The organism is Streptomyces sp. NPDC021012 (assembly GCF_044333355.1).
Classification (GTDB): domain Bacteria; phylum Actinomycetota; class Actinomycetes; order Streptomycetales; family Streptomycetaceae; genus Streptomyces.
Genome location: NZ_JBIRQU010000001.1, coordinates 167,119 through 189,045, shown reverse-complemented (window position 1 = coordinate 189,045; position 21,927 = coordinate 167,119). Strand labels below are relative to the sequence as shown.

Below are 21,927 nucleotides of genomic sequence, written 5' to 3'. Positions count from 1 at the left end.
GCTCACCCCGCCTCCGGCTGCGAGACCGCGATGCCCAGCGGCGTCCGCTCGTACAGCACCTGGTGGCCGTACCGCCGCGAGGTCAGCAGGCCCGCGTCCCGCAGCACCGCCAGGTGCGCGGAGACGGAGGAGGGCGCCCTGCCCAGGAGATGGGCCAGTGCCGTCGTCCCCATCGGCTCGGCCAGGGCGCACAGGACGTCCGCCCGCACCGGGCCGAGCAGCCGGGCCAGCGCCTCGGGGGTGCGGTCCCGGGGCTCGGACCACAGTCCGCCGATGCCGCGCGCCGGGTAGACCACGGTCGGCTGCCAGGGCGGATCGAAGCCGCTCACCACGTCCGGCCAGGTGAACACCGACGGCATCAGGACGAGCCCCTGCCCGTCCAGCGGCCGGTCGTGCTCCCCGGGATAGTCCACCCGCAGCGTGGCCGTCTCCGCCGCCCAGTCGAAGGCCGGGTGCAGCTCGCCCAGGAGCCGTTCGAGCCCGCCCTCCGCGAGCCGCCGCGAGTGGTACGCCACGTCCGCCTCCAGGAGCGCGCGCAGCCGGGGCCAGTCCGGGGCGATCAGCGCCTCGTACGCGGCCCGGAGCAGGTCCGCGAGCCGCAGCACCGCCCCGGCGGGGTCCGCGAGCAGCCGCCGCCCCTCCGGGGTGTCCGCCGCCCCCGGCGTCTCCGCGAGCGCCCGCTCGAAGTCGTCCAGGACGAGCGCGGGATCGGTCTCCCGCACAGCGGCGATCTCGTCCTCGAAGGCGGCGGCGGGGCCGAGGGGCGGGGGGTAGAGGAAGTCCGGGCTGTGCCCGCGCAGCGGCATGAGCAGCTGCAACGGCCCGAGATCGAGCTCCCGCGCGGCGCCGGCGATCCGCCGCATCCAGGGCAGGTGGTAGCCCTGCTTCGCGGGCCGCGCGAGGACGCGCACGGCGGAGTGTGTCTCCCAGAGCGGGGAGATCGCGAACCGGATCCGCAGCGGGTCGGCCTCGCCGAAACGGAGGTGGTACGGCACGGGGCCCTCCGGGGGACACGGCTGAACATTCGGCTGGAGCCGAAAGTCTAGAGTGCGCCCCCTGCGCCCGGCAGGCTGCGCCCATGCCCGAGAACGACACCCGGACGCCGACGACGGCGCCCGCGAACACCCCTGCCCCGACGCCTCCCGCACCGGCGGCCCTGGCCACCGACCCGAGCACCGCACCCGCCCCGGCCCGCGCCGGGGGCCCGGAGACCGCGCCGACCCCCGCCCGGGTCGGCGTTCCCGGCGCCGCGCCGACCCCGGCGGGAGGTGTCACGCCCGCCCCGGCCACCGGACCCGGCGTCGGCCCCGTCGGGGCCGTGGCCGCATCCGCCCCCGCCCGGGCCGGCGGCCCCGACCCCCGCCCCGGCTACCGTGCCGTCTTCGCCGTCCGTGAGTTCCGGTTCGTGTTCGCGGCGCATCTGTTCTCGCTGCTCGGGGTCGTCGTCAGTGAGCTGGCGCTCACCGTGCTCGTGTACGACCTGACGGGGTCGCCGCTGCTGTCCTCGCTGACGTTCGCGCTCGGGTTCCTGCCGTACCTCGTCGGGGGCACCCTTCTGGCGGGGCTGACGGACCGGCTTCCGCCCCGCAGGATCCTCGTCGTCTGCGATCTCGTCTGTGCGGGCTGTGTCGCGGTCATGGTCGTGCCCGCGACGCCCGTCGCAGTCCTGCTCGTGCTGCGCTGTGCGATCGCGGTGGTCTCGCCCGTCTTCAACGGCACCCGGATGGCGACCCTCGCCGACATCCTGGGTGAGGGCGACCTGTTCGTGCTCGGGCGGTCGCTGCTGCGGATCGTGTCGCAGAGCGCGCTGCTGACCGGCTTCGCCGCCGGGGGAGTCCTCCTCACCGTCGTTCCGCCGCGCGGCGCCCTCGCCGTCACCACCGCCACCTTCCTCGCCTCCGCGCTCCTGCTGCGGCTCGGGACCGCCCGGCGGCCCGCTCGGGCGGGCGGAGGGGCGAGCGGGCTCGCCGGGACCCGGGCCGTGCTGCGGAACCGGCGGGTGCGGGCGCTGATGCTGATGTTCTGGGTGCCGCCGCTGTTCGCGGTCGTCCCCGAGGCCCTCGCCGCTCCCTACGCAGACGAGATCGGCGTCTCCACGGCCGCCCTCGGCCTCCTCATGTGCGCGCTGCCCGTCGGCACGATCGCGGGCGAGCTGTTCGCCGGATCGTTCCTCTCCGCCGCGACCCGCTCCCGGATCGTGCTGCCGCTCGCCGTCGCCGGCGTCCTGCCGTACCTGCTGTACGGGCCCCGGCCCGGCGTCGCCCTCGCGGCCGTCGCGCTCTTCCTGGCGGGAGCCACCGGCGCGTACACCCTCGGACTCGACGCCTGGTTCGTCGCGGCCGTCCCCGAGGAGCAGCGGGGGAGGGCCATGACCCTGATGACGGCGGGCATGATGACCGTCCAGGGCGTCGGGATGGCCGGGGCCGGGATCGCCGCCGAGTTCGCGCCCGTGCACACGGTCGTGGCCGGTACGGGCGTCCTCGGTACCCTGTGCCTCCTCGCCGCCGCGGCCGAGCTGCGCGCGACCGAAAGGCGAGACGGGGCTGACCGGCATATGACCAGTCGATAAGGTCGAGGCGTGTCCAAGCCGCTCAGTCTCCCCTTCGACCCCATCGCCCGAGCCGACGAACTCTGGCAGAAGCGCTGGGGCCCGGCCCCCTCGATGGCCGCGATCACCTCGATCATGCGCGCCCACCAGATCCTCCTCGCGGAGGTCGACGCGGTCGTCAAGCCGTACGGGCTGACCTTCGCGCGGTACGAGGCCCTGGTCCTGCTCACCTTCTCCAAGGCCGGCGAGCTGCCGATGTCCAAGATCGGCGAGCGGCTGCAGGTCCACCCGACCTCGGTGACGAACACGGTGGACCGGCTGGTGAGGTCGGGGCTCGTGAGCAAGCGGCCCAACCCCAACGACGGACGCGGAACCCTCGCCTGCATCACCGAGAAGGGCCGCGAGGTGGTCGAGGCCGCGACCCGCGACCTGATGGCGATGGAGTTCGGCCTCGGCGCGTACGACGCCGAGGAATGCGCGGAGATCTTCGCGATGCTGCGCCCGCTGCGGGTCGCGGCGCACGACTTCGACGAGGGCTGACGGCACCCCGACCCCCGCGAAGATCGCCCGGATCGTGCCGTTACGCTCGACGGCATGAAATCCAGCGTGCTGACCCGCTACCGCGTCATGGCCTACGTGACCGCCGTCATGCTCCTCGTCCTGTGCGCGTGCATGGTCGCCAAGTACGGCTTCGGCGTCGGCGAGGGCCTGACCCTCGTGGTCTCCCAGATCCACGGCGTCCTGTACATCATCTACCTGATCTTCGCCTTCGACCTGGGCTCCAAGGCCAAGTGGCCGTTCGGCAAGCTCATCTGGGTGCTGGTCTCCGGCACCATCCCGACCGCCGCGTTCTTCGTCGAGCGCAAGGTCGTCGCCGAGACGCTTCCGCTGGTCAGCGGCGTGCGGCCGGAGCCGGTCAAGGCCTGACCGGGGCCCGGGGACCCACCCCCGCACTGATGTGCGGGGGTTTGCCATCGACATTTACTAGGACGTCCTAGTAAATTCGAAGCATGGACGCTGACGCCATCGAGGAAGGCCGCCGTCGCTGGCAGGCCCGTTACGACAAGGCCCGCAAGCGGGACGCCGACTTCACCACGCTCTCCGGCGACGCCGTCGAGCCGGTCTACGGGCCCCGGCCCGGCGACACCTACGAGGGGTTCGAGCGCATCGGCTGGCCCGGTGAGTACCCCTTCACCCGGGGCCTGCACCCGACCGGCTACCGGGGCCGGACCTGGACCATCCGCCAGTTCGCCGGCTTCGGCAACGCCGAGCAGACCAACGAGCGGTACAAGATGATCCTGGCCGCCGGCGGCGGCGGCCTCTCCGTCGCCTTCGACATGCCCACCCTCATGGGCCGCGACTCCGACGACCCCCGCTCCCTCGGCGAGGTCGGCCACTGCGGCGTCGCCATCGACTCCGCCGCCGACATGGAGGTCCTCTTCAAGGACATCCCGCTCGGCGACGTCACGACCTCGATGACGATCTCCGGCCCCGCCGTCCCGGTCTTCTGCATGTACCTGGTCGCCGCCGAGCGCCAGGGCGTCGACCCGGCCGTCCTCAACGGCACGCTCCAGACCGACATCTTCAAGGAGTACATCGCGCAGAAGGAGTGGCTCTTCGAGCCCGAGCCCCATCTGCGCCTCATCGGCGACCTGATGGAGCACTGCGCGGCGAACATCCCCGCGTACAAGCCGCTCTCGGTCTCCGGCTACCACATCCGCGAGGCCGGGGCGACGGCCGCGCAGGAGCTCGCGTACACCCTCGCCGACGGCTTCGGCTACGTCGAGCTGGGCCTGAGCCGGGGCCTGGACGTGGACGTCTTCGCGCCCGGCCTGTCCTTCTTCTTCGACGCGCACCTCGACTTCTTCGAGGAGATCGCCAAGTTCCGCGCCGCCCGCCGCATCTGGGCCCGCTGGATGAAGGAGGTCTACGGCGCGAAGACCGACAAGGCGCAGTGGCTCCGCTTCCACACCCAGACCGCCGGCGTCTCCCTCACCGCCCAGCAGCCGTACAACAACGTCGTGCGCACCGCGGTCGAGGCCCTCTCCGCCGTCCTCGGCGGCACCAACTCCCTCCACACCAACGCCCTCGACGAGACCCTCGCGCTCCCCAGCGAGCAGGCCGCCGAGATCGCGCTGCGCACCCAGCAGGTGCTGATGGAGGAGACCGGCGTCGCCAACGTCGCCGACCCGCTGGGCGGTTCCTGGTACGTCGAGCAGCTCACCGACCGCATCGAGGCCGACGCCGAGAAGATCTTCGACCAGATCAAGGAGCGCGGCCGCCGCGCCCACCCGGACGGGCAGCACCCCATCGGCCCGATCACCTCCGGCATCCTGCGCGGCATCGAGGACGGCTGGTTCACCGGCGAGATCGCCGAGTCCGCCTTCCGCTACCAGCAGGCCCTGGAGAAGGGTGAGAAGCGGGTCGTCGGCGTCAACGTCCACCACGGCTCCGTCACCGGCGACCTGGAGATCCTGCGCGTCAGCCACGAGGTCGAGTGGGAGCAGGTCCGCGTCCTCGGCGAGCGCAAGGGCCGCCGCGACGACGCCAGGGTCCGCGCCTCCCTCGACGCGATGATCGCCGCCGCCCGCGACGGCTCGAACATGATCGGCCCGATGCTGGAGGCCGTACGGGCCGAGGCCACGCTCGGCGAGATCTGCAACGTGCTGCGCGACGAGTGGGGCGTCTACACGGAGCCCCCGGGCTTCTGATCCACCTGAACACGGCAGGGGCGGTACGGGAGTTCCCGTACCGCCCCTGCCGCGTTCGGACCGATCAGCCGGTGGTGGCCGCCGCGCCCAGGCCGCCGAGGAGGAGGGCGGAGAGGCGGGCCGCCCAGGGCCCGTCCACCGGCTCCGCGCTCACCAGGGCGCGGTGCACCACCGCGCCGGCGACCACGTCGAAGATCAGGTCGTCGAGGGCGGCGACCGTGGCCGGCGGGTGCTCCTCCGGGAGCTCGCCGCGCTGCTGCGCCCGCCGACGGCCCGCCAGGACCAGGCGCTTCTGGCGGTCGACGATCGAGGCGCGTATGCGCTCGCGCAGCGGTTCGTCCCGGGTCGACTCGGCGACGACGGCCATCAGGGCCGTCTTCGTCTCGGGCCGCTCCAGAAGGGTCGCGAACTGCAGCACCACGTGCTCGATGTCGGCCTGGAGGGAACCCAGGTCGGGCAGTTCGAGTTCGTCGAAGAGGACGGCGACGGCGTCCACCACGAGTTCGTTCTTGTTGGCCCAGCGGCGGTACAGCGTCGTCTTCGCCACCCCGGCGCGGCCGGCCACGTCCCCCATCGTGAGCTTCGACCAGCCCAGGTCGACCAGGGCCGCGCGGGTCGCCTCCAGGATGGCCGTGTCGGCCTCGGTGGAGCGGGGGCGGCCGGTACGGCTGCTGCGGTTGGTGCGGCTACACATGAGAAGGGACCATACCCGCCGGTAGGTATACCGCCAGGGGTCGGTGATGTGAGGCAGTTCACCGTACGGATCGGACGCGCGCCCTCCCGCCGGGTCCCTCGGCGGAGTTACGCTACGACCTGTAGCGAAAGGCATTGAGCGGCCTGAGCGACAACCAGCGCACCAGGTGGGGACCCGGTGCGGAGCGAAGGTGCCGGGTGGGGACCCGGTGCCGCCGAAGACGAAGAACCGTGTCGTCCGCGCGTCTCGCACACACCGGCGGGAGATGTGCGGACGGCACGGTTCAGCCATGGCTTACCGGTTACGCGCGCGGAAGGGGGAGGATGTATCCATGCAGCCCCGAAACATGTCCATGAGCGGCGTCGTCGACCTCGCCGCGGTGAAGGCGGCCGGAGAGGCCAAGGCGAAGGCGGAGCAGGTGCGCGCCGAGGCCGCGCGGCAGGGTGGTTCCGCCGCGGTGCCCCCGTCGGCCCTGGTGATCGACGTCGACGAGGCCGGCTTCGAGCGCGATGTGCTCCAGCGCTCCGCCGAGGTTCCGGTCGTCCTCGACTTCTGGGCCGAGTGGTGCGAGCCGTGCAAGCAGCTCGGCCCCCTCCTGGAGCGTCTCGCCGTCGAGTACAACGGCCGCATCCTGCTCGCGAAGATCGACGTCGACGCCAACCAGATGCTGATGCAGCAGTTCGGCATCCAGGGAATTCCGGCCGTTTTCGCGGTGGTCGCCGGTCAGGCGCTGCCGCTCTTCCAGGGCGCGGTGCCCGAGGCGCAGATCCGGGAGACCCTCGACCAGCTGATCCAGGTCGGCGAGGAGCGCTTCGGCCTCACCGGCATCGCCGTGGACGCCGACGCCTCGGCCCCCGCCGCGCGACAGGCCGGCCCGTACGACGCCCTGCTCGAAGCGGCCATGTCCGCGCTCGACGCGGGCGACCTGGCCGGCGCCGTCCAGGCGTACAAGAACGTGCTCGCCGACGACCCGGCCCACCCGGAGGCCAAGCTCGGCCTGGCACAGGCCGAACTGCTCACCCGCGTACAGGATCTGGACCCCGGTGCCGTCCGCAAGAACGCGGCGGACAACCCGGCGGACGTCACCGCTCAGATCGCCGCCGCCGACCTCGATCTGGTGGGCGGTCACGTCCAGGACGCCTTCGGGCGCCTCGTGGAGACCGTGCGCCGCACGGCGGGCGAGGACCGGAACGCGGCGCGGCTCCGCCTCCTCGAACTGTTCGAGGTGATCGGTGCGGACGACCCGCGCGTGACGGCGGCCCGGCAGGCCCTCGCCCGGGTGCTGTTCTAGCTCCCGGCACCGCCGGATCGTCCGACGATTTGGCAGCAGGGTGACAAATCGCGGCCGCGCTTTACCAAAACTTGGTAATCGCGGCCGCTGTTACTTGTAGTAAATCGAACCCGGTGTTCTGTCCGCATTCATCCGGCGATCTCCCGACATTCCCCGTCGCTCGAACGTACCCAGCGTGCCCGTTCGGTCCCGTCCCGCCATGGCGTGGTTATCCCCCCGTTACTAGCCGGTAATGAACCCCCTTGTGCGGGGGCCCGGAATGGACCACGATCGGCGACGCTCGGTCCGAACCGCACCACCCCGGCAACCAACCGGGATCGCGGCAAGGGTCCCCACCGAGCCGACCGGTGTTCCGGCACCGGTCGCGGACAGGGGGGTTCCCGCTCTCACCGAACGGGGCCTGTCCGAACAGGTCGCGCCCCAAGGCGCGCCCATGGTTGTCGCTCGGGGGTGATCGCCGGTGATTCGGACGCGCATCGCGCCGCCTGACGCCTCGGCGCTCTCCTTCCCGAGGACGTAGCTCTTCTCCCATCCCAGGGCGGCCCCCCGGGGTCCCTCCGGAGATGTACGTCCGAGAAGGAGGAATTCTCATGAAGTCCCAGGTTCGTGGCGGAACCAGATGGAAGCGGTTCGCCGTCGTCATGGTCCCGAGCGTGGCCGCGACGGCCGCGATCGGCGTCGGCCTCGCCCAGGGCGCGCTCGCCGCGTCCTTCAGCATCTCCGGCCAGGAGTTCAAGGTTCGTGCCGACAAGCTCGAGGGCACGAACTTCGTCCAGTACGGCAGCGTGGCCAGGGGCAACAACCTCGACGGTTCGGAGCTCAACGCCCCCGTCGCGGTGTCCGGCTTCACCGAGGCCAAGATCACCAACATGTGCCAGTCCGTGGTGACGCCGAAGGTGCCGTTCATCAACGACTCCGTCACCCTCACCCTGAAGGCCGGCGGCAAGGCCGCCGAGTCCGGCGATGACAAGGACAAGGTCATCGCGTCGGGCATCTACCTCGATGTCTCCGACCTCCAGGCCGACGCCGAGTTCAAGAAGATCGACATCGGCGTCGCCGCGGGCAAGCTCAACGAGTTCGGCGGCAAGGCGGACGGCAGCAAGCCGGGCATCCAGCCGAACACCGCGGCCAACCCGTTCGGCTTCGGCCAGCGCGCCGAGACGGCGACGCTGACGAACGTGAAGCAGCGTGCCTGGGCCACCACGGCCGCGACCTTCACGCTTCCCGGCCTGCACCTGTCGCTCGACAAGGGCGTCCACGAGTGCTTCTAGGACCGGCCGGTCCCTGAGGGCCGATCCGTTCCGAAGGGTGGGGCCGCGTGCGGCCCCACCCGCCAGGTTCCTTCTTCACCTTTCTCAGCAACACCGCTTCCAGGGAGCTGTTCCATGAGCGCCGAGATCCCCGCCTCCCGCGAAGTCCCCAAAAAGGAGAACCGGTTCAAGGTCTGGCGGCAGACCCGGCCCTTCTGGGCGGGACTGTTCACCATGCTGGGCGGCGTGCCGATCGCCTACCTCCCGTACGGGGACATGCGGCTCGGCAACATGACGCTCGCCCTGGCGACGACCGCCGGAGCCGGCGCGCTGATCATCGGCGTCCTGCTCATCACGCTCGGGCTGACGATGTGGTTCCAGCCCATCGTCCGGGTGTTCGCGGGTGTCGCGGCGATCGTCCTGGCACTCGTCTCCATCCCGGTGTCGAACTTCGGCGGCCTCGTCATCGGATTCCTGTTCGCCCTCGTCGGCGGCGCCATGTCCGCTTCCTGGGCGCCCGCACGGCCGGTCGAGGAGACCGAGGACGCACAGCACGACGGTCACCCCGAGGCCTCCCACGAGGCCGGCGCGGAGCCCGAGACCCAGGTCGTGCCCGCGGCCGTCGTCCCGGAGCAGCGCGAGGCGGAGCACATGGCGACCGAAACCACGACCGACGCCAACGGCGGGAGGAACAGTGCGGGGTGACGAGAATCAGCCGGCGCTCGCGAAGCAGGGCCCGCGGCACGCGGCCCCGCGCAAGTCGCTGCTGAACAGGATCCAGGGCCCCGCCGGGAAGGCGATGGCACTGGCGGCCATGCCGACCGCGGTGTTCGTGGGCATGGGCCTCACGCCCAAGCTCGCCCTCGCGGACGACAAGGACATCCCCTTCGCCCCCGGCCCCTGTGTGACGCGCTCGGACGAGCCGACGCCCGAGGCGAGCGAGACGGCGAAGCCCACGGAGAGCGCGAAGCCCACCGCCACCGCTTCGCCGACGGACACCCCCACGGTGACCGCCACGCCCTCCGCCACCGCGACGCCGGACGCGACCCCGACGCCCACCGCGACGCAGGCCGTGCAGACCGCCGCGCCGCAGGCGCAGCAGCACGCGACGACCGCCCCCGCGCCCGCCTCGACCCCCACGGCCACCCCCTCGCCGACGCAGTCCAGGAACCCGCTGGACCCGCTGGGCCTGGGCGACGCCCTGAAGGACCTTCTCGACGGCCCCGACAAGACGCCGACGGCCACGCCCACGCCCACCACGGCGCCCACCACGGCCGCGCCCACCCCGACGCAGCCCTCCGCCGACAAGACGCCGGCGACCGACGCTCCGGCCCCGGCCGCCACCACCGCGGCCCCGAAGCAGAGGGCGGCGGACGAGGCCGCGCAGAGGACGAAGACGGCGATCGAGAAGGCCGCCGACCAGGCGGGCGTGAAGGTCGCGGAGCTCCCCGAGAGCGCCAAGGGCCTCGACGCCAAGAAGGACACGGACATACCCGACGGGGCCAAGCCCCGCTTCCCGTGCCCCGAGTACGACGCCCAGGCGCTCGCCGACGCCGAACTGGAGCCGGGCATCCCGCTGCTCCCGGACGCGCCCTGGCGCCTGGAGAGCTCCTGGCTCACCCTGAAGGGCCTCAAGTACCACGGCATCGTCGAGGTGAAGACCGGCAGCGGCACGATCAAGAAGGTCCTGAAGTTCACCGCGTCCGAGGTGGACATCAAGGACCTGCACCAGATGACGGAGCACTCCGAGGGCCGCACGGCGCACATCCGCTCCACGCCGGGCTCGACGTCGACCATCACCGGCGGCACGGTGACGATGTACACGGAGGAGCTGAAGGGCAACCTCCTCGGCATCATCCCGATCACCTTCAGCCCGGAGTCCCCGCCGCCGCTGGACATCTCGCTCGTCTGGTTCAGCAACGTGAAGATCAAGCAGGCGGGCCAGTTCGGCGGCAACCTCCAGATCAAGGGCCTCCGCAACACGATCGAGCCCAGCTGACCCCCGTACCACTCCGGGAGCCGCACACCGTTGTGGCCCGCGCTCTTCACGAGTGCGGGCCACGACGAGCTTCACAGGGGCTCAAAAGAATCTTCACAGAGTCAAACTGTTGTTCTACTTTGAATGTGGTTGAAGCGGATCCGCTTCAGCGCGCGGGCGTCGGGGGGGCGGCCGTCGTGCAGAGATCCTCCTCGCGTCTGCGCAGGCAACCCCTGTGAGGACCCACCACCTTCATGCGTCGTCAAACCGATCACCCGCTCGCCAGAGGGGCGCTCTCCATGGCAGCTCTCGGTGGGCTCCTGGCTGCCCTGCTCGTAGCCGTGCAGCCGTCATTTCCCTGGACGGACCGTACGGACGAGGCCGCCGCAGCGCAGGTCCAAGCCGCTCCCGGACCCGTGATGTTCCCCCTCTTCGGCCGCAAGTCCGGCCGTCTCTACGACTACGAGCCCAAGGGCACGGGAGGCGTCCAGCCCATGGTCGACATGGGCGGTGACTGGTCCGAGGCGGACGCCATCGTGCAGGCCAACGTCTCTGAGGGCGGCAAGGGCAACGACCTCTACCACCGTTCCGACGGCACGCTCTTCTATACCGCCGAACGTGGTAACGACACCAAGGTCGTCGGTGGGGGGTGGCAGATATACGACCGGTTGGTCTCCGTGGGCAACATGGGTGGGACGGCTGAACCGGACCTCGTCGCACGGCATACGGACGGGACGCTCTGGCTCTACGCGGCCCGACCCGACGGCCTGCTCCAGCCGCGTATACGGATAGGCAGTGGCGGCTGGGGCGCCATGACCGCACTGGCCGGCCGCGGCGACTACACCGGCGACGGCAAGACCGACCTCATCGCCCGGCAGTCGGACGGCACGCTGTACATCTACCCCGGCACCGGCAACTACGTGGCGGACGGGGTCCTCGGGGCGCGCATCACGGTGGGCACCGGCTGGAACATCCACAAGCTGATCGTTTCCACGGGCGACAACAACGGCGACGGCAAGACCGACCTGATCGCCGCTGACACGGCCGGCTTGCTCTGGCTCTTCAAGGGAACCGGAAACCCCAGCGCTCCCTTCGCTCCTCGCGTGCAGATCGGCACCGGCGGCTGGGCCGCCTTCGACCACCTCTTCTGAGGCGCGCCCTCTTCCCTCCGCCACTTCCGTACGAGAACGGTTGATCCACCATGCGTATGTACGCGCCTCCGGGCGGCCGCCGTGCCTCCCGCAGATGGACGCGGCTGTTGAGCGTCACCGCCCTGACCACCGCACTTGCCGTAGCTCTCACCGGCAACCAACTGCCCCGGACGACCGAGCCCGTGGCTCCCGCCGCTGCCCTGACCGACCTACCGGGGAAGGAGACCTTGGATCTCGACGCTGCCGCAAAGGTGCGCGTCGACCAATGCCTGCTCAACCTGACGCTCCGCAGAGGTGGCCAGGCGCTGAAGGCCGTGTCGCGGAGTGGTCTGAACGGCACCGAGGCCGAGCTGCACGCCGCAGCCGAAAGCATGCAGTGGCAAGACGGCAATACTCCCCTCGCCATCGCCTGGGACGAGGACAACGCGTGGAAAAACGCCAAGGGCTATGAACTGGGGGCCCGGGACGAGGTCTGGGAACAGTCCTTGCGCATTCCGTCGATGACCACTCCGCCCGGCTACACGGGCGCCGGGTTCGAATGGGTCGACACCGAGGAGAACCCCTACTACACCACCGGAGTCATGGGCGGGCTGGGTGCCCTGTACTTCGACACCGAGTCCGATATCTACTTCACGGACCAGACACCGGTTGCGAGCAAGGAGTCGGTGGAAGCGGTCAACGCGATCGCCGCGGCCCGCTACTCCAAGGACCGTTACGAGGACTGGGCGGCGCTGGAGGCGCTCGAGTGGAAAATGGCCTTCATGCACCCGATGTACGCGGACGACGCGCGCATCTTCCTCCAGCACGGTGGCTTCCCGACGACCGCGCCGGAGCCGGACACCATGGAGTTCCGCCTCGACGTCGAGGCGCTCAAGGCACGGTTCGCCTCCTGCACGGCGCACAACCCGCTTGATCCGTACAAGGTGTTGGATGCCGAGGTCGCCCAGGCCTCCGTCGAGTGGCAGAACGAGCTGTCCGGTCAGAAGGCACAGCGGGCCGTGATCATGGATGCCGAGGCGAAGGCCTCCCGACACCTGGGAGTGGCCTCACAGGCGATGGCCGAGGCGCTGGGCCAGTCCCTCATTGCGAGCCGGCTCACCGACTGGCAAGACCACTGGATCAGGCAGTCCCCGAGCTCGACGATGTTCTACCCGACAGCCGCCGAGTTTGCGGAGGTCAAGACGAACATCGCCCGCGCTCGGGAGCGGGCCCAGGGTCGGGTCTACGTCGCCGGACGTGCCGCACTCGCCGCGCAGGAGGAGGCCGCACGGGCGGACGAGGCCAAGATCGAGGCGTACGCCCTCGCCGACGCCGCCGGCCTGCCGCGCGGCCGCGGCCTGATGTACGGGCAGCAGGCCGTACAGGTCGCCAAGGCGTCCGCAGCCGCCGCGCAGGCGGCCTTCAAGGCGACTGAGACGGCGGCGAACGCCACCCGCGCGTCCGCGTCCGACAGCAAGACGCTGATGGCGCTCGCCGAGACGCAGGCACACGCCTCGAAGACCGAGTTCCGCCGCAAGGCCGCCGAGGAGGCCGAGGCGCAGGCCAAGGCCGCCGCCGACGGCGCCGCGTATCAGGCGAAGCTGGCCGCGGACAACGCGGCCAAGGCCAAGGAAGCGGAGAATCGCGCCAAGGCCGCCGAGGCGGAGGCGAAGGTGGCCGCCGCCGACGCGGCAGCCAAGCGGAAGAAGGCCGAAGCGGAAGCCGCGTACGCCAAGTCCCAGAAGGAACTGGCAGACACGGAGCGGGCCAAGGCCGCCACCGCGAAGGCGAAGGCGCAGTCCGAACGCCAGATAGCGGCGGACAAGTTGGCTGCCGCGCAGACCGCAGGCGCCACCGCCGCGACGAAGAAGGACGAGGCGCTGGCCGCCGAACAGAACGCGGTCAAGGCCAGGGACAATGCCATCATCGCAGAAGGCCGACGCGACGCCCTGGAGGCCAAGGCGTTCGCACTGGAAGCCAGAGCGGAAGCCGATGAGGGCACCGATGCCGCCGCCGCGTCGCGGGCTGCGGCCACGGATGCGCGCACCGCTGCCAACGAGGCGGGTACGGCGGCGGCGAGCGCCCGTGCGGCCGCCGACTCGGCCACCAGGGCCTCGGCCAACGCCAGAGCCGCCGCCACCCGCGCCGAAGGCGCGGCCAAGCGGGCTCAGGCGACAGCGGACGCGGCCAAGCGGGACGTCGCGATCACCGAGGCTGCCGTGGCGAAGGCCACCGCAGCCACAGCTGACGCCATCGACGCAGCCGACCAGGCGAAATGGAACGCGATCACGGCGAAGGCACAGGCTGCCACGGCCCGGGAGAAGGCGGCCGAAGCCAAGGGGCACGCGGACGTCGCACGCCAGGAGGCGGCTGCGGCGGTTGCTGCTTCGGTGCGTGCGGCCGGTTTCGCCTACGCCACAGCGCAGGCGGCGATAGCCACCCGGAACTCGGCGCAACAGGTGATCAAGCCGGCCAACGACGCCATCGAACTCGGATCTCCGTACGCGGACACCGATCCATCAGCGGGCCTCGCGGTGCTCATCGGGCAGGCGTCCAAGACTCAAGCCGAGCAGCAGGCCGCTCTCGCGAAGGCCAAGTCCGTCCAGGCCGCCGCCGCGGCCGTCGAGGCGAAGGCCATTGCGGCCCGGGCGACCGCCGACGCGAAGGCCGCCGCGGAAGCGGCTGCCCGCAGCGCCGAGTACGCGGCGGCCGCCACGGCATCGGCCGAGGCGGCCCAGGCATCAGCGAACGCCGCGGCGAAATCGGTCGAGGCTGCCAAGCAGGCGCTCGCCAGAACAGTGGAGTACCACCAGCAGGCGAAGGCGGATGCGGAAGCGGCGCAGGAAGCCGCGAATTCCGCTGGAGACTACGCGGCGCAGGCGGACGGGGCAGCCAGCGAGGCGGAGAAGGATGCGGGAGCGGCGCGTACTTCGGCGACGGCCGCCGAGAGCGACGCCAGCACCGCCAGTGATGTGGCGACTCAGGCCGAACAGGACGCGACGAAGGCTGAGGAATCGGCCGGCCGGGCTGACGAGGCCGCGGACGAAGCCGAGGACGCGGCGACTCGTGCCGAGAACACCAAGGCCCAAGAGACTATTTCGACCGGTGGTGCCACCGGTATCGGAGGCGTCTTCACCAGACAGAGCATGGAGCAGATCGGTGAGGCGCAACCTCAGAACCCCTGCGTGCTGGACATCGGATTCGACGGTTGCACGGTCAAGTTCAAGCTGACCTTCAACGTCACCGTCGACTTCTATCTCTGCCAGGACCCGGCCGCCGGAGACACTCCGACGGCCGCCAATTGCCCGACTGCGGCGACGACGTGGGTGGGAAGCCAGCGGTTCGAGAACCAGGTTGCCTATATCGACCACTACTTCACGCGGTGGGAGATCGTCAGCGAACTGGACAAGGCATTCCTCAAGGTCGTGTGGCACGTCCTGACGGACGACTTCGTCCAGTGTTCCAAGGGAAGCGTCTCCGGGTGCCTGTGGGCTGCGAGCAACTTCATCCCGGGGAAGAAGATCGCCGATGCCATTGACGTGATCCGAGCACTCGATGCGGCGATGAACACCGGGGTCGGGGTGGCGGACGCTTACCGGGCGCTCAAGAACCTGGACCTGGACCCGCAGATCATGGCCGCCATCACCAGGGAGGTGAACCTGGTCGAGGATGTTCTGGTGGCCTGCAGCACCAACAGCTTCCTGGGGGAGACGCCGGTCGTCATGGCGGACGGGACGACCCGTCCGATCAGCGGCGTGCGGATCGGCGATCTCGTGCTCGCGGCCGATCCCGACAGCGGTGAGCGACGTGGGATGCGGGTGTCGTCGACGTTCCGCCACGAGACGACGAACCTCGTCGAGGTTCGGCTCGCTGACGGCTCCACGGTGGTCACCACGCCTGGGCACAAGGTCCATGTCGTCGGTCGCGGGTGGACTCTCGCTCTGACCCTCCGGCCCGACGACCTGGTGATTGGTGCCGATGGGATCGCCGCCCGTGTGGCTTCGGTACGGGACCGGGACGAGCGTGCCGCGCTCACCGTGTACGACCTGACGGTGGAAGGCCTGCACACGTTCTTCGTCGGTACCCGAGGGGCGACCTCCCGGAGCGTCCTCGTCCACAACTGCCTGAACCTCCTCACGCACGAATCTGCGACCGCGGGGCATACGATCGCGGACCACGTCACGCCCACGGCTCAGGAGGCGATCGACCTGGCGAAAAGGAAGCTGCTGAAGAATCCCAACGGCCCGGGGATCAATTCCGTGTGGAACGATCTCTCCACCGCTCAGGCGTCCGTGGACGAGGCCATGAAGAAGTTCCTGACCGGCGGGTCGGCGGCGCAGAACGCGAAGAACCGCAAGCGTCTGGCCGATTGGATGGCGAGAACCCCCAAGGATTCGAGCAGTCCTCTACACCTGCTTTCGTTCAAGGTGAGACTTGACACTCCGGGGTCACTCGGTACCGTCTATCGCCACGACGGAGACTTCTGGAAAGCCGGGAATACGGTGGTCCTCACCCTGCAACGGACAGGAATGCCGAAGCACAACGGATATATCGTCTACACGGCATCGCCGGAGTAGGAGTTCAGAGTGATGTCACGCAGTGATATATGGGTGGACTTCGGCCTCAGCGGGCTCGCCAAGTGGCTGTCGTCACCTGCCGCGAGCGGTCTTGAGCAGCGCGAGGTGGTCGGGGAAGCCGTCGAGTGGGGAGAGGGAGCCTACGCGGCAACCTTGCTGTCCGATGCCGAACGACTCCTCGCGTCCTCGTTGACCACCCAGGACGTCAACGTCCTGTGGAGTGCAGCGGTGAGGAGGGCGTACTCGGCAGAGGCTCCGTGGCTCGACGGGAAGGCGTGGCTGCGCGAGATCGTGGAGTCGGTCACGACGCGGTACGACGCGGGGCAGCTGAGCGCACTTCGCGGCGACGGCGTGCCGGACCCAGCTGTGGAGCTGAAGGCCGACGTGCTTTCGGAGATCGAAGCCATGGCCGCTCCCCTGGCCACCGCGACCGAGGGCGACCGGTACGGCGCCGTCCGCGGTGTCGTGCCCGTTCTGCGGCGTGTCGTCGCCAACATCGACCCCGACCTCGGCTTCCGGTTCTTCCTGAGAGCCCTGAAGGCCTACGGTGTTCCGATCACGGAAGCCCGGTACCTCCGCTACCACGAACTCGGGGAACACCTCGGCTACCACGAGCTCGTGGTGGACGACGGCTCGCTCCGGGTGGAGGGTGAGGGAGAGGACCCGTCCGCCTCCCGCGGGGTCTGACGCGTGTGACGCACAAGGCGAAGCCCCCGTCCGGATCGGACGGGGGCTTCGTCGTGCGTCACACGCGTCAGGCGTGCTCGCCGCCGCCCAGGTGGTGGACGCGGACCATGTTGGTGGTGCCGGGGACGCCGGGGGGAGAGCCGGCGGTGATGACCATGGTGTCGCCGGCGTTGTAGCGCTGGAGCTTGAGGAGCTCGGCGTCGACCAGGTCGACCATGGCGTCCGTGTTGTCCACGAACGGGACGAGGAAGGACTCCACGCCCCAGCTCAGGGTGAGCTGGTTGCGGGTGCCCTCGTCCGTCGTGAAGGCGAGGATCGGCTGCTGCGTGCGGTAGCGCGAGAGGCGGCGGGCGGTGTCGCCGGACTGGGTGAAGGCGATCAGGGCCTGGCCGCCGAGGAAGTCCGCGATCTCGCAGGCGGCGCGGGCGACGGAGCCGCCCTGGGTGCGGGGCTTCTTGCCCGGGACCAGGGGCTGGAGGCCCTTGGAGAGGAGCTCCTCCTCGGCCGCGGCGACGATCTTCGACATCGTCTTCACGGTCTCGATCGGGTAGGCGCCGACCGAGGACTCGGCCGACAGCATGACCGCGTCCGCGCCGTCCAGGATCGCGTTGGCGACGTCGCTCGCCTCGGCGCGGGTCGGCCGCGAGTTGGTGATCATCGACTCCATCATCTGGGTGGCGACGATGACCGGCTTCGCGTTCCGGCGGCAGAGCTCCACGAGGCGCTTCTGCACCATCGGGACCTTCTCGAGCGGGTACTCCACGGCGAGGTCGCCACGGGCCACCATGACCGCGTCGAAGGCGGCGACGACGGCGGCCATGTTCTCGACGGCCTGCGGCTTCTCGACCTTGGCGATGACGGGGACCCGGCGGCCCTCCTCGTCCATCACCTTGTGGACGTCCTTGACGTCGTTGGCGTCGCGGACGAAGGACAGGGCGACCATGTCGCAGCCCATCCGCAGGGCGAAGCGGAGGTCCTCGACGTCCTTCTCCGACAGGGCGGGGACGTTGACCGCCGCGCCGGGCAGGTTGATGCCCTTGTGGTCGGAGATGACGCCGCCCTCGACCACGATGGTCTTGACGCGGGGGCCGTCGACCTCGACGACGCGCAGCTCGACGTTGCCGTCGTTGATCAGGACCTGGTCGCCCTTGGCGACGTCGCCGGGCAGGCCCTTGTAGGTGGTGCCGCAGATCGACTTGTCGCCGGGGACGTCCTCGGTGGTGATGGTGAACTCGTCACCGCGCACCAGCTCGACCGGTCCCTCGGCGAAGGTCTCCAGCCGGATCTTCGGGCCCTGGAGGTCGGCGAGGACGCCGACGGAGCGGCCGATGTCCGCGGAGACCTGCCGGAGGCGGTCGTACCGATCCTGGTGTTCCGTGTGGGACCCGTGGCTGAAGTTGAATCGGGCCACGTTCATACCGGCCTCGATGAGAGCCTTCAGCTGCTCATACGAGTCGACGGCGGGGCCCAGCGTGCAGACGATTTTGGAACGGCGCATGAGGCGGATCCTATCGGTTTGTTTCACTGCGGAATATTCCGTCTGGCGGAAAGTACAAATGGGCGCGGGTCCGCTCAGGCGTTCACTTCTCCGTGCACCAGTGCGTAGCTCTGTCGGGCGATCTCCAGCTCCTCGTCCGTCGGCACCACGGCGACCGCCACCCGCGCGTACACCGGCGAGATGATCCGGGGCTCGTCGGAGCGGACGGCGTTGAGGTCGGAGTCCACCGCGAGCCCCAGCTCCTCCAGGCCCGTGATCGCGGCCTCCCGCACCGGCGCGGAGTTCTCGCCGACCCCCGCCGTGAACGCCACCGCGTCCACCCGGCCGAGGACCGCGTAGTACGCCCCGATGTACTTCTTCAGCCGGTGGACGTAGATGTCGAAGGCGAGCGCCGCCCGCTCGTCGCCCTCGTCGACCCGCCGGCGGATCTCCCGCATGTCGTTGTCGCCGCAGAGCCCCACCAGACCGGACCTCTTGTTCAGGAGCACGTCGATCTCGTCCGCCGACATGCCCGCCACCCGCTTGAGGTGGAAGGTCACCGCGGGGTCGACGTCGCCCGAGCGGGTGCCCATGACCAGGCCCTCCAGGGGAGTCAGACCCATCGAGGTGTCCACGCACCGGCCGCCCCGCACCGCCGAGGCGGAGGCGCCGTTCCCCAGGTGCAGCACGATCACGTTCACCTCCTCCGGCTCCTTGCCGAGCAGCCGCGCCGTCTCCCGCGAGACGTAGGCGTGCGAGGTGCCGTGGAAGCCGTACCGGCGGATCCGGTGCTTGTCGGCGGTCTCCACGTCGATCGCGTACCGCGCCGCCGACTCCGGCATCGTCGTGTGGAAGGCGGTGTCGAAGACCGCCACCTGCGGCAGGTCCGGGCGCAGCGCCATCGCCGTACGGATGCCGGTGAGGTTCGCCGGGTTGTGCAGCGGCGCCACAGGCACGAGCCGCTCGATCTCGGCGAGCACCTCCTCGTCGATGACCGTCGGCTCGGTGAACCGCAGCCCGCCGTGCACCACCCGGTGGCCGATCGCCGCCAGCTCGGGGGAGTCCAGGCCCAGGCCGTCCGCCGCCAGCTCCTCGGCGACCGCCTTCAGCGCGGCCGCGTGGTCGGCGATCGGCCCGTTCTTCTCGCGCCGCTCCCCGCCCTGGAGCGGGGTGTGCACGATCCGGGAGGTCTCCTCGCCGATCCGCTCGACCAGGCCCTGCGCGAGTCGGCGGTCGTCCTTCATGTCGAGCAGCTGGTACTTCACCGACGAGGAGCCGGAGTTGAGGACGAGTACACGAGAGGGAGGGGTCGTCATGCCGGCGGCTCCTGGGTCTGGGACTGGATCGCCGTGATGGCGACCGTGTTGACGATGTCGCTGACGAGGGCGCCGCGCGAGAGGTCGTTCACCGGCTTGCGCAGGCCCTGGAGCACCGGCCCGACGGCCACGGCGCCGGCCGAGCGCTGCACGGCCTTGTAGGTGTTGTTGCCCGTGTTGAGGTCCGGGAAGATCAGCACGGTCGCCTGGCCCGCCACCTTCGAACCCGGCAGCTTCGTCGCCGCGACGGAGGGCTCGACGGCCGCGTCGTACTGGATCGGGCCCTCGATCCGCAGCTCCGGATGCGCCTCGCGGACCAGCTTCGTCGCCTCCCGCACCTTGTCGACGTCGGCGCCGGAGCCCGAGGTGCCCGTGGAGTACGAGAGCATCGCGATCCGCGGCTCCACGCCGAAGCGGGCCGCGGTCGCCGCCGACTGGACGGCGATGTCCGCGAGCTGCTCGGCGTCCGGGTCCGGGTTGACCGCGCAGTCGCCGTACACGAGCACCTTGTCGGCGAGGCACATGAAGAAGACCGAGGAGACGATCGAGGCGTCCGGCTTCGTCTTGATGATCTCGAAGGCCGGGCGGATCGTCGCCGCCGTCGAGTGCACCGAGCCGGACACCATGCCGTCGGCCAGGCCCTCCTGGACCATCAGGGTGCCGAAGTAGTTCACGTCCGAGACGACGTCGTACGCCAGCTCCACGGTGACGCCCTTGTGGGCCCGCAGCGCCGCGTACCGCTCCGCGAACGTGTCGCGCAGCTCCGAGGTCTGCGGGTCGATCAGCTGCGTGTCGCGCAGGTCCACGCTCAGGTCGGCGGCCTTCTTGCGGATGGCCTCGACGTCGCCGAGGAGCGTCAGGTCGCAGACGTCACGGCGGATCAGCACGTCGGCGGCGCGCAGCACCCGCTCCTCGGTGCCCTCCGGGAGCACCACCCGGCGCCGGTCGGCCCGCGCCTGTTCGAGCAGCTCGTGCTCGAACATCATCGGGGTGACCCGGCCGCTGCGCGCGACCGAGACCCGCTTGAGGAGGTCGGCGGTGTCCACGTGCCGCTCGAAGAGGCCGAGGGCGGTCTCCGCCTTGCGCGGGGTGGCGGCGTTCAGCTTGCCTTCGAGGGCGAACAGCTCGGCGGCGGTGGGGAAGCTGTTGCCGGGCACGGAGATGACGGGGGTGCCGGGCGCGAGGCGTGCCGCCAGGGTCAGGATCTCCTCGCCGGGCCGCTCGTTCAGGGTGAGCAGCACGCCCGCGATCGGCGGGGTGCCGGCCGAGTGCGCGGCGAGCGCGCCGACGACCAGGTCGGCCCGGTCCCCGGGGGTGACGACGAGACAGCCCGGGGTCAGCGCGTGGAGGAAGTTCGGCAGCATCGCGCCGCCGAAGACGAAGTCGAGCGCGTCCCGCGCGAGCCCCGCGTCGTCGCCGAGGACGACGGTGGCGCCGAGCGCCTGGGTGATCTGGGCGACGGTGGGCGCGGAGAGCGCCGGCTCGTCCGGCAGGACGTAGCACGGTACGGGGAGCCGGGCCGCGAGCCGCTCGGCGATGGCCTCGCGGTCCTCGCCCGTCACCCGGTTGACGACCATCGCGAGGACGTCGCAGCCGAGTCCGTCGTAGGCCCGGAAGGCGTTGCGCGCCTCGGCCCGTACGGACTCGGCGGGCTGGCCCTTGCCGCCGACCACCGGGATGACGGAGGCGCCGAACTCGTTGGCGAGGCGGGCGTTGAGCGCGAGCTCGTCGGGGAGCTGGGTGGCGGCGAAGTCGGTGCCGAGGACGAGGACGACCTCGTAGTCGCGGGCGACGGCGTGGAAGCGGTCGACGAGCCGGGACACCAGCTCGTCGGTGCCCCGCTCGGCCTGGAGCGCGGAGGCCTCCTGGTAGTCCATGCCGTAGACCGTCGAGGGGTCCTGGGTGAGCCGGTAGCGGGCGCGCAGCAGGTCGAAGAGCCGGTCGGGACGGTGGTGCACGAGGGGCCGGAACACCCCCACCCGGTCCACCTGGCGGGTGAGGAGCTCCATGACTCCCAGCTCGACGACCTGGCGGCCGTCACCGCGGTCGATCCCGGTCACGTACACGCTGCGCGTCACGCCGTCGTCTCCTGTCCAGTCCTGCGGAAGGGGCCGGGAGGGTGCCCTCGCGGCACCTTCTCCGCGGCCCGTGCGTCAATCGACAGTGCTCAGAAAGCCCCGATAGGGCGGCATTACCCCCTTGACAATACCCCCGGCAATGGTTAGGTCGCCCGCCGGACGAAGGGCCCGGGAACCCGGGACGAAAGGC

Annotated in this window: 16 protein-coding genes; 11 read left to right on the top strand and 5 right to left on the bottom strand. The window is 70.5% G+C overall.

Going from position 1 to position 21,927, the window contains the following annotated elements; all coding sequences use genetic code 11:
* Positions 1 to 2: 2 nt before the first annotated feature.
* Positions 3 to 995, bottom strand: a complete 993-nt coding sequence (locus ACH4TP_RS00830; RefSeq protein WP_389236086.1) for a DUF5937 family protein — start codon at positions 993 to 995, stop codon at positions 3 to 5.
* Between the two features lie 83 nt (positions 996 to 1,078).
* Between ACH4TP_RS00830 and ACH4TP_RS00825 the strand changes: the two genes are divergently transcribed.
* The 4 genes from ACH4TP_RS00825 to ACH4TP_RS00810 all read left to right on the top strand — a co-directional run bounded on the left by ACH4TP_RS00825 (position 1,079) and on the right by ACH4TP_RS00810 (position 5,259).
* Positions 1,079 to 2,569 (top strand): MFS transporter, encoded by a 1,491-nt coding sequence (locus tag ACH4TP_RS00825; protein WP_398435083.1) that lies wholly within the window; start codon positions 1,079 to 1,081, stop codon positions 2,567 to 2,569.
* Positions 2,570 to 2,578: 9 nt separating this feature from the next.
* A complete protein-coding gene (locus ACH4TP_RS00820; RefSeq protein WP_389236082.1) occupies positions 2,579 to 3,088 on the top strand; it encodes a MarR family winged helix-turn-helix transcriptional regulator in 510 nt (169 codons plus the stop codon).
* A 54-nt stretch (positions 3,089 to 3,142) separates the two neighbouring features.
* Positions 3,143 to 3,475, top strand: a complete 333-nt coding sequence (locus ACH4TP_RS00815) for a DUF3817 domain-containing protein (protein ID WP_389236080.1) — start codon at positions 3,143 to 3,145, stop codon at positions 3,473 to 3,475.
* An 83-nt stretch (positions 3,476 to 3,558) separates the two neighbouring features.
* Complete coding sequence (locus ACH4TP_RS00810) at positions 3,559 to 5,259, top strand: methylmalonyl-CoA mutase (RefSeq protein ID WP_398435081.1); 1,701 nt, start codon at positions 3,559 to 3,561, stop codon at positions 5,257 to 5,259.
* Between the two features lie 64 nt (positions 5,260 to 5,323).
* On the opposite strand, the gene ACH4TP_RS00805 is transcribed toward ACH4TP_RS00810, so the two are convergent.
* Positions 5,324 to 5,953 carry a TetR/AcrR family transcriptional regulator gene (locus ACH4TP_RS00805; protein WP_389236076.1) on the bottom strand — a complete coding sequence of 210 codons (630 nt, stop codon included), beginning with the start codon at positions 5,951 to 5,953 and terminating at the stop codon, positions 5,324 to 5,326.
* 331 nt (positions 5,954 to 6,284) lie between these two features.
* Between ACH4TP_RS00805 and ACH4TP_RS00800 the strand changes: the two genes are divergently transcribed.
* From ACH4TP_RS00800 to ACH4TP_RS00770, 7 genes are all read left to right on the top strand, one after another.
* Positions 6,285 to 7,244, top strand: a complete 960-nt coding sequence (locus tag ACH4TP_RS00800) for a tetratricopeptide repeat protein (RefSeq protein WP_398189037.1) — start codon at positions 6,285 to 6,287, stop codon at positions 7,242 to 7,244.
* Positions 7,245 to 7,834: 590 nt separating this feature from the next.
* The gene (locus tag ACH4TP_RS00795; protein WP_389236072.1) at positions 7,835 to 8,515 is read left to right on the top strand and encodes a DUF6230 family protein; all 681 of its coding nucleotides are present in this window, start codon (positions 7,835 to 7,837) and stop codon (positions 8,513 to 8,515) included.
* Positions 8,516 to 8,629: 114 nt separating this feature from the next.
* Positions 8,630 to 9,199 (top strand): DUF6114 domain-containing protein, encoded by a 570-nt coding sequence (locus tag ACH4TP_RS00790; RefSeq protein ID WP_398435078.1) that lies wholly within the window; start codon positions 8,630 to 8,632, stop codon positions 9,197 to 9,199.
* A complete protein-coding gene (locus ACH4TP_RS00785) occupies positions 9,189 to 10,493 on the top strand; it encodes a hypothetical protein (RefSeq protein ID WP_398435077.1) in 1,305 nt (434 codons plus the stop codon). The genes ACH4TP_RS00790 and ACH4TP_RS00785 overlap by 11 nt, the downstream gene beginning before the upstream one ends.
* A gap of 278 nt (positions 10,494 to 10,771) precedes the next feature.
* A complete protein-coding gene (locus tag ACH4TP_RS00780; RefSeq protein WP_398435075.1) occupies positions 10,772 to 11,623 on the top strand; it encodes an FG-GAP-like repeat-containing protein in 852 nt (283 codons plus the stop codon).
* Between the two features lie 107 nt (positions 11,624 to 11,730).
* Positions 11,731 to 16,179, top strand: coding sequence for a polymorphic toxin-type HINT domain-containing protein (locus tag ACH4TP_RS00775; RefSeq protein WP_398435074.1), 4,449 nt, complete (start codon positions 11,731 to 11,733; stop codon positions 16,177 to 16,179).
* A gap of 12 nt (positions 16,180 to 16,191) precedes the next feature.
* A complete protein-coding gene (locus ACH4TP_RS00770; protein WP_398435072.1) occupies positions 16,192 to 16,866 on the top strand; it encodes a hypothetical protein in 675 nt (224 codons plus the stop codon).
* Between the two features lie 67 nt (positions 16,867 to 16,933).
* Here ACH4TP_RS00770 and pyk read toward each other — a convergent pair whose 3' ends face one another.
* The 3 genes from pyk to pta form a co-directional block, all read right to left on the bottom strand.
* Positions 16,934 to 18,364 (bottom strand): pyruvate kinase, encoded by a 1,431-nt coding sequence (gene pyk, locus ACH4TP_RS00765; RefSeq protein WP_389236066.1) that lies wholly within the window; start codon positions 18,362 to 18,364, stop codon positions 16,934 to 16,936.
* A gap of 74 nt (positions 18,365 to 18,438) precedes the next feature.
* Positions 18,439 to 19,659 carry an acetate kinase gene (locus ACH4TP_RS00760; RefSeq protein WP_389236064.1) on the bottom strand — a complete coding sequence of 407 codons (1,221 nt, stop codon included), beginning with the start codon at positions 19,657 to 19,659 and terminating at the stop codon, positions 18,439 to 18,441.
* Complete coding sequence (pta, locus tag ACH4TP_RS00755) at positions 19,656 to 21,737, bottom strand: phosphate acetyltransferase (protein ID WP_398435069.1); 2,082 nt, start codon at positions 21,735 to 21,737, stop codon at positions 19,656 to 19,658. Before pta ends, ACH4TP_RS00760 begins: the two co-directional genes overlap by 4 nt.
* Positions 21,738 to 21,927: the final 190 nt, after the last annotated feature.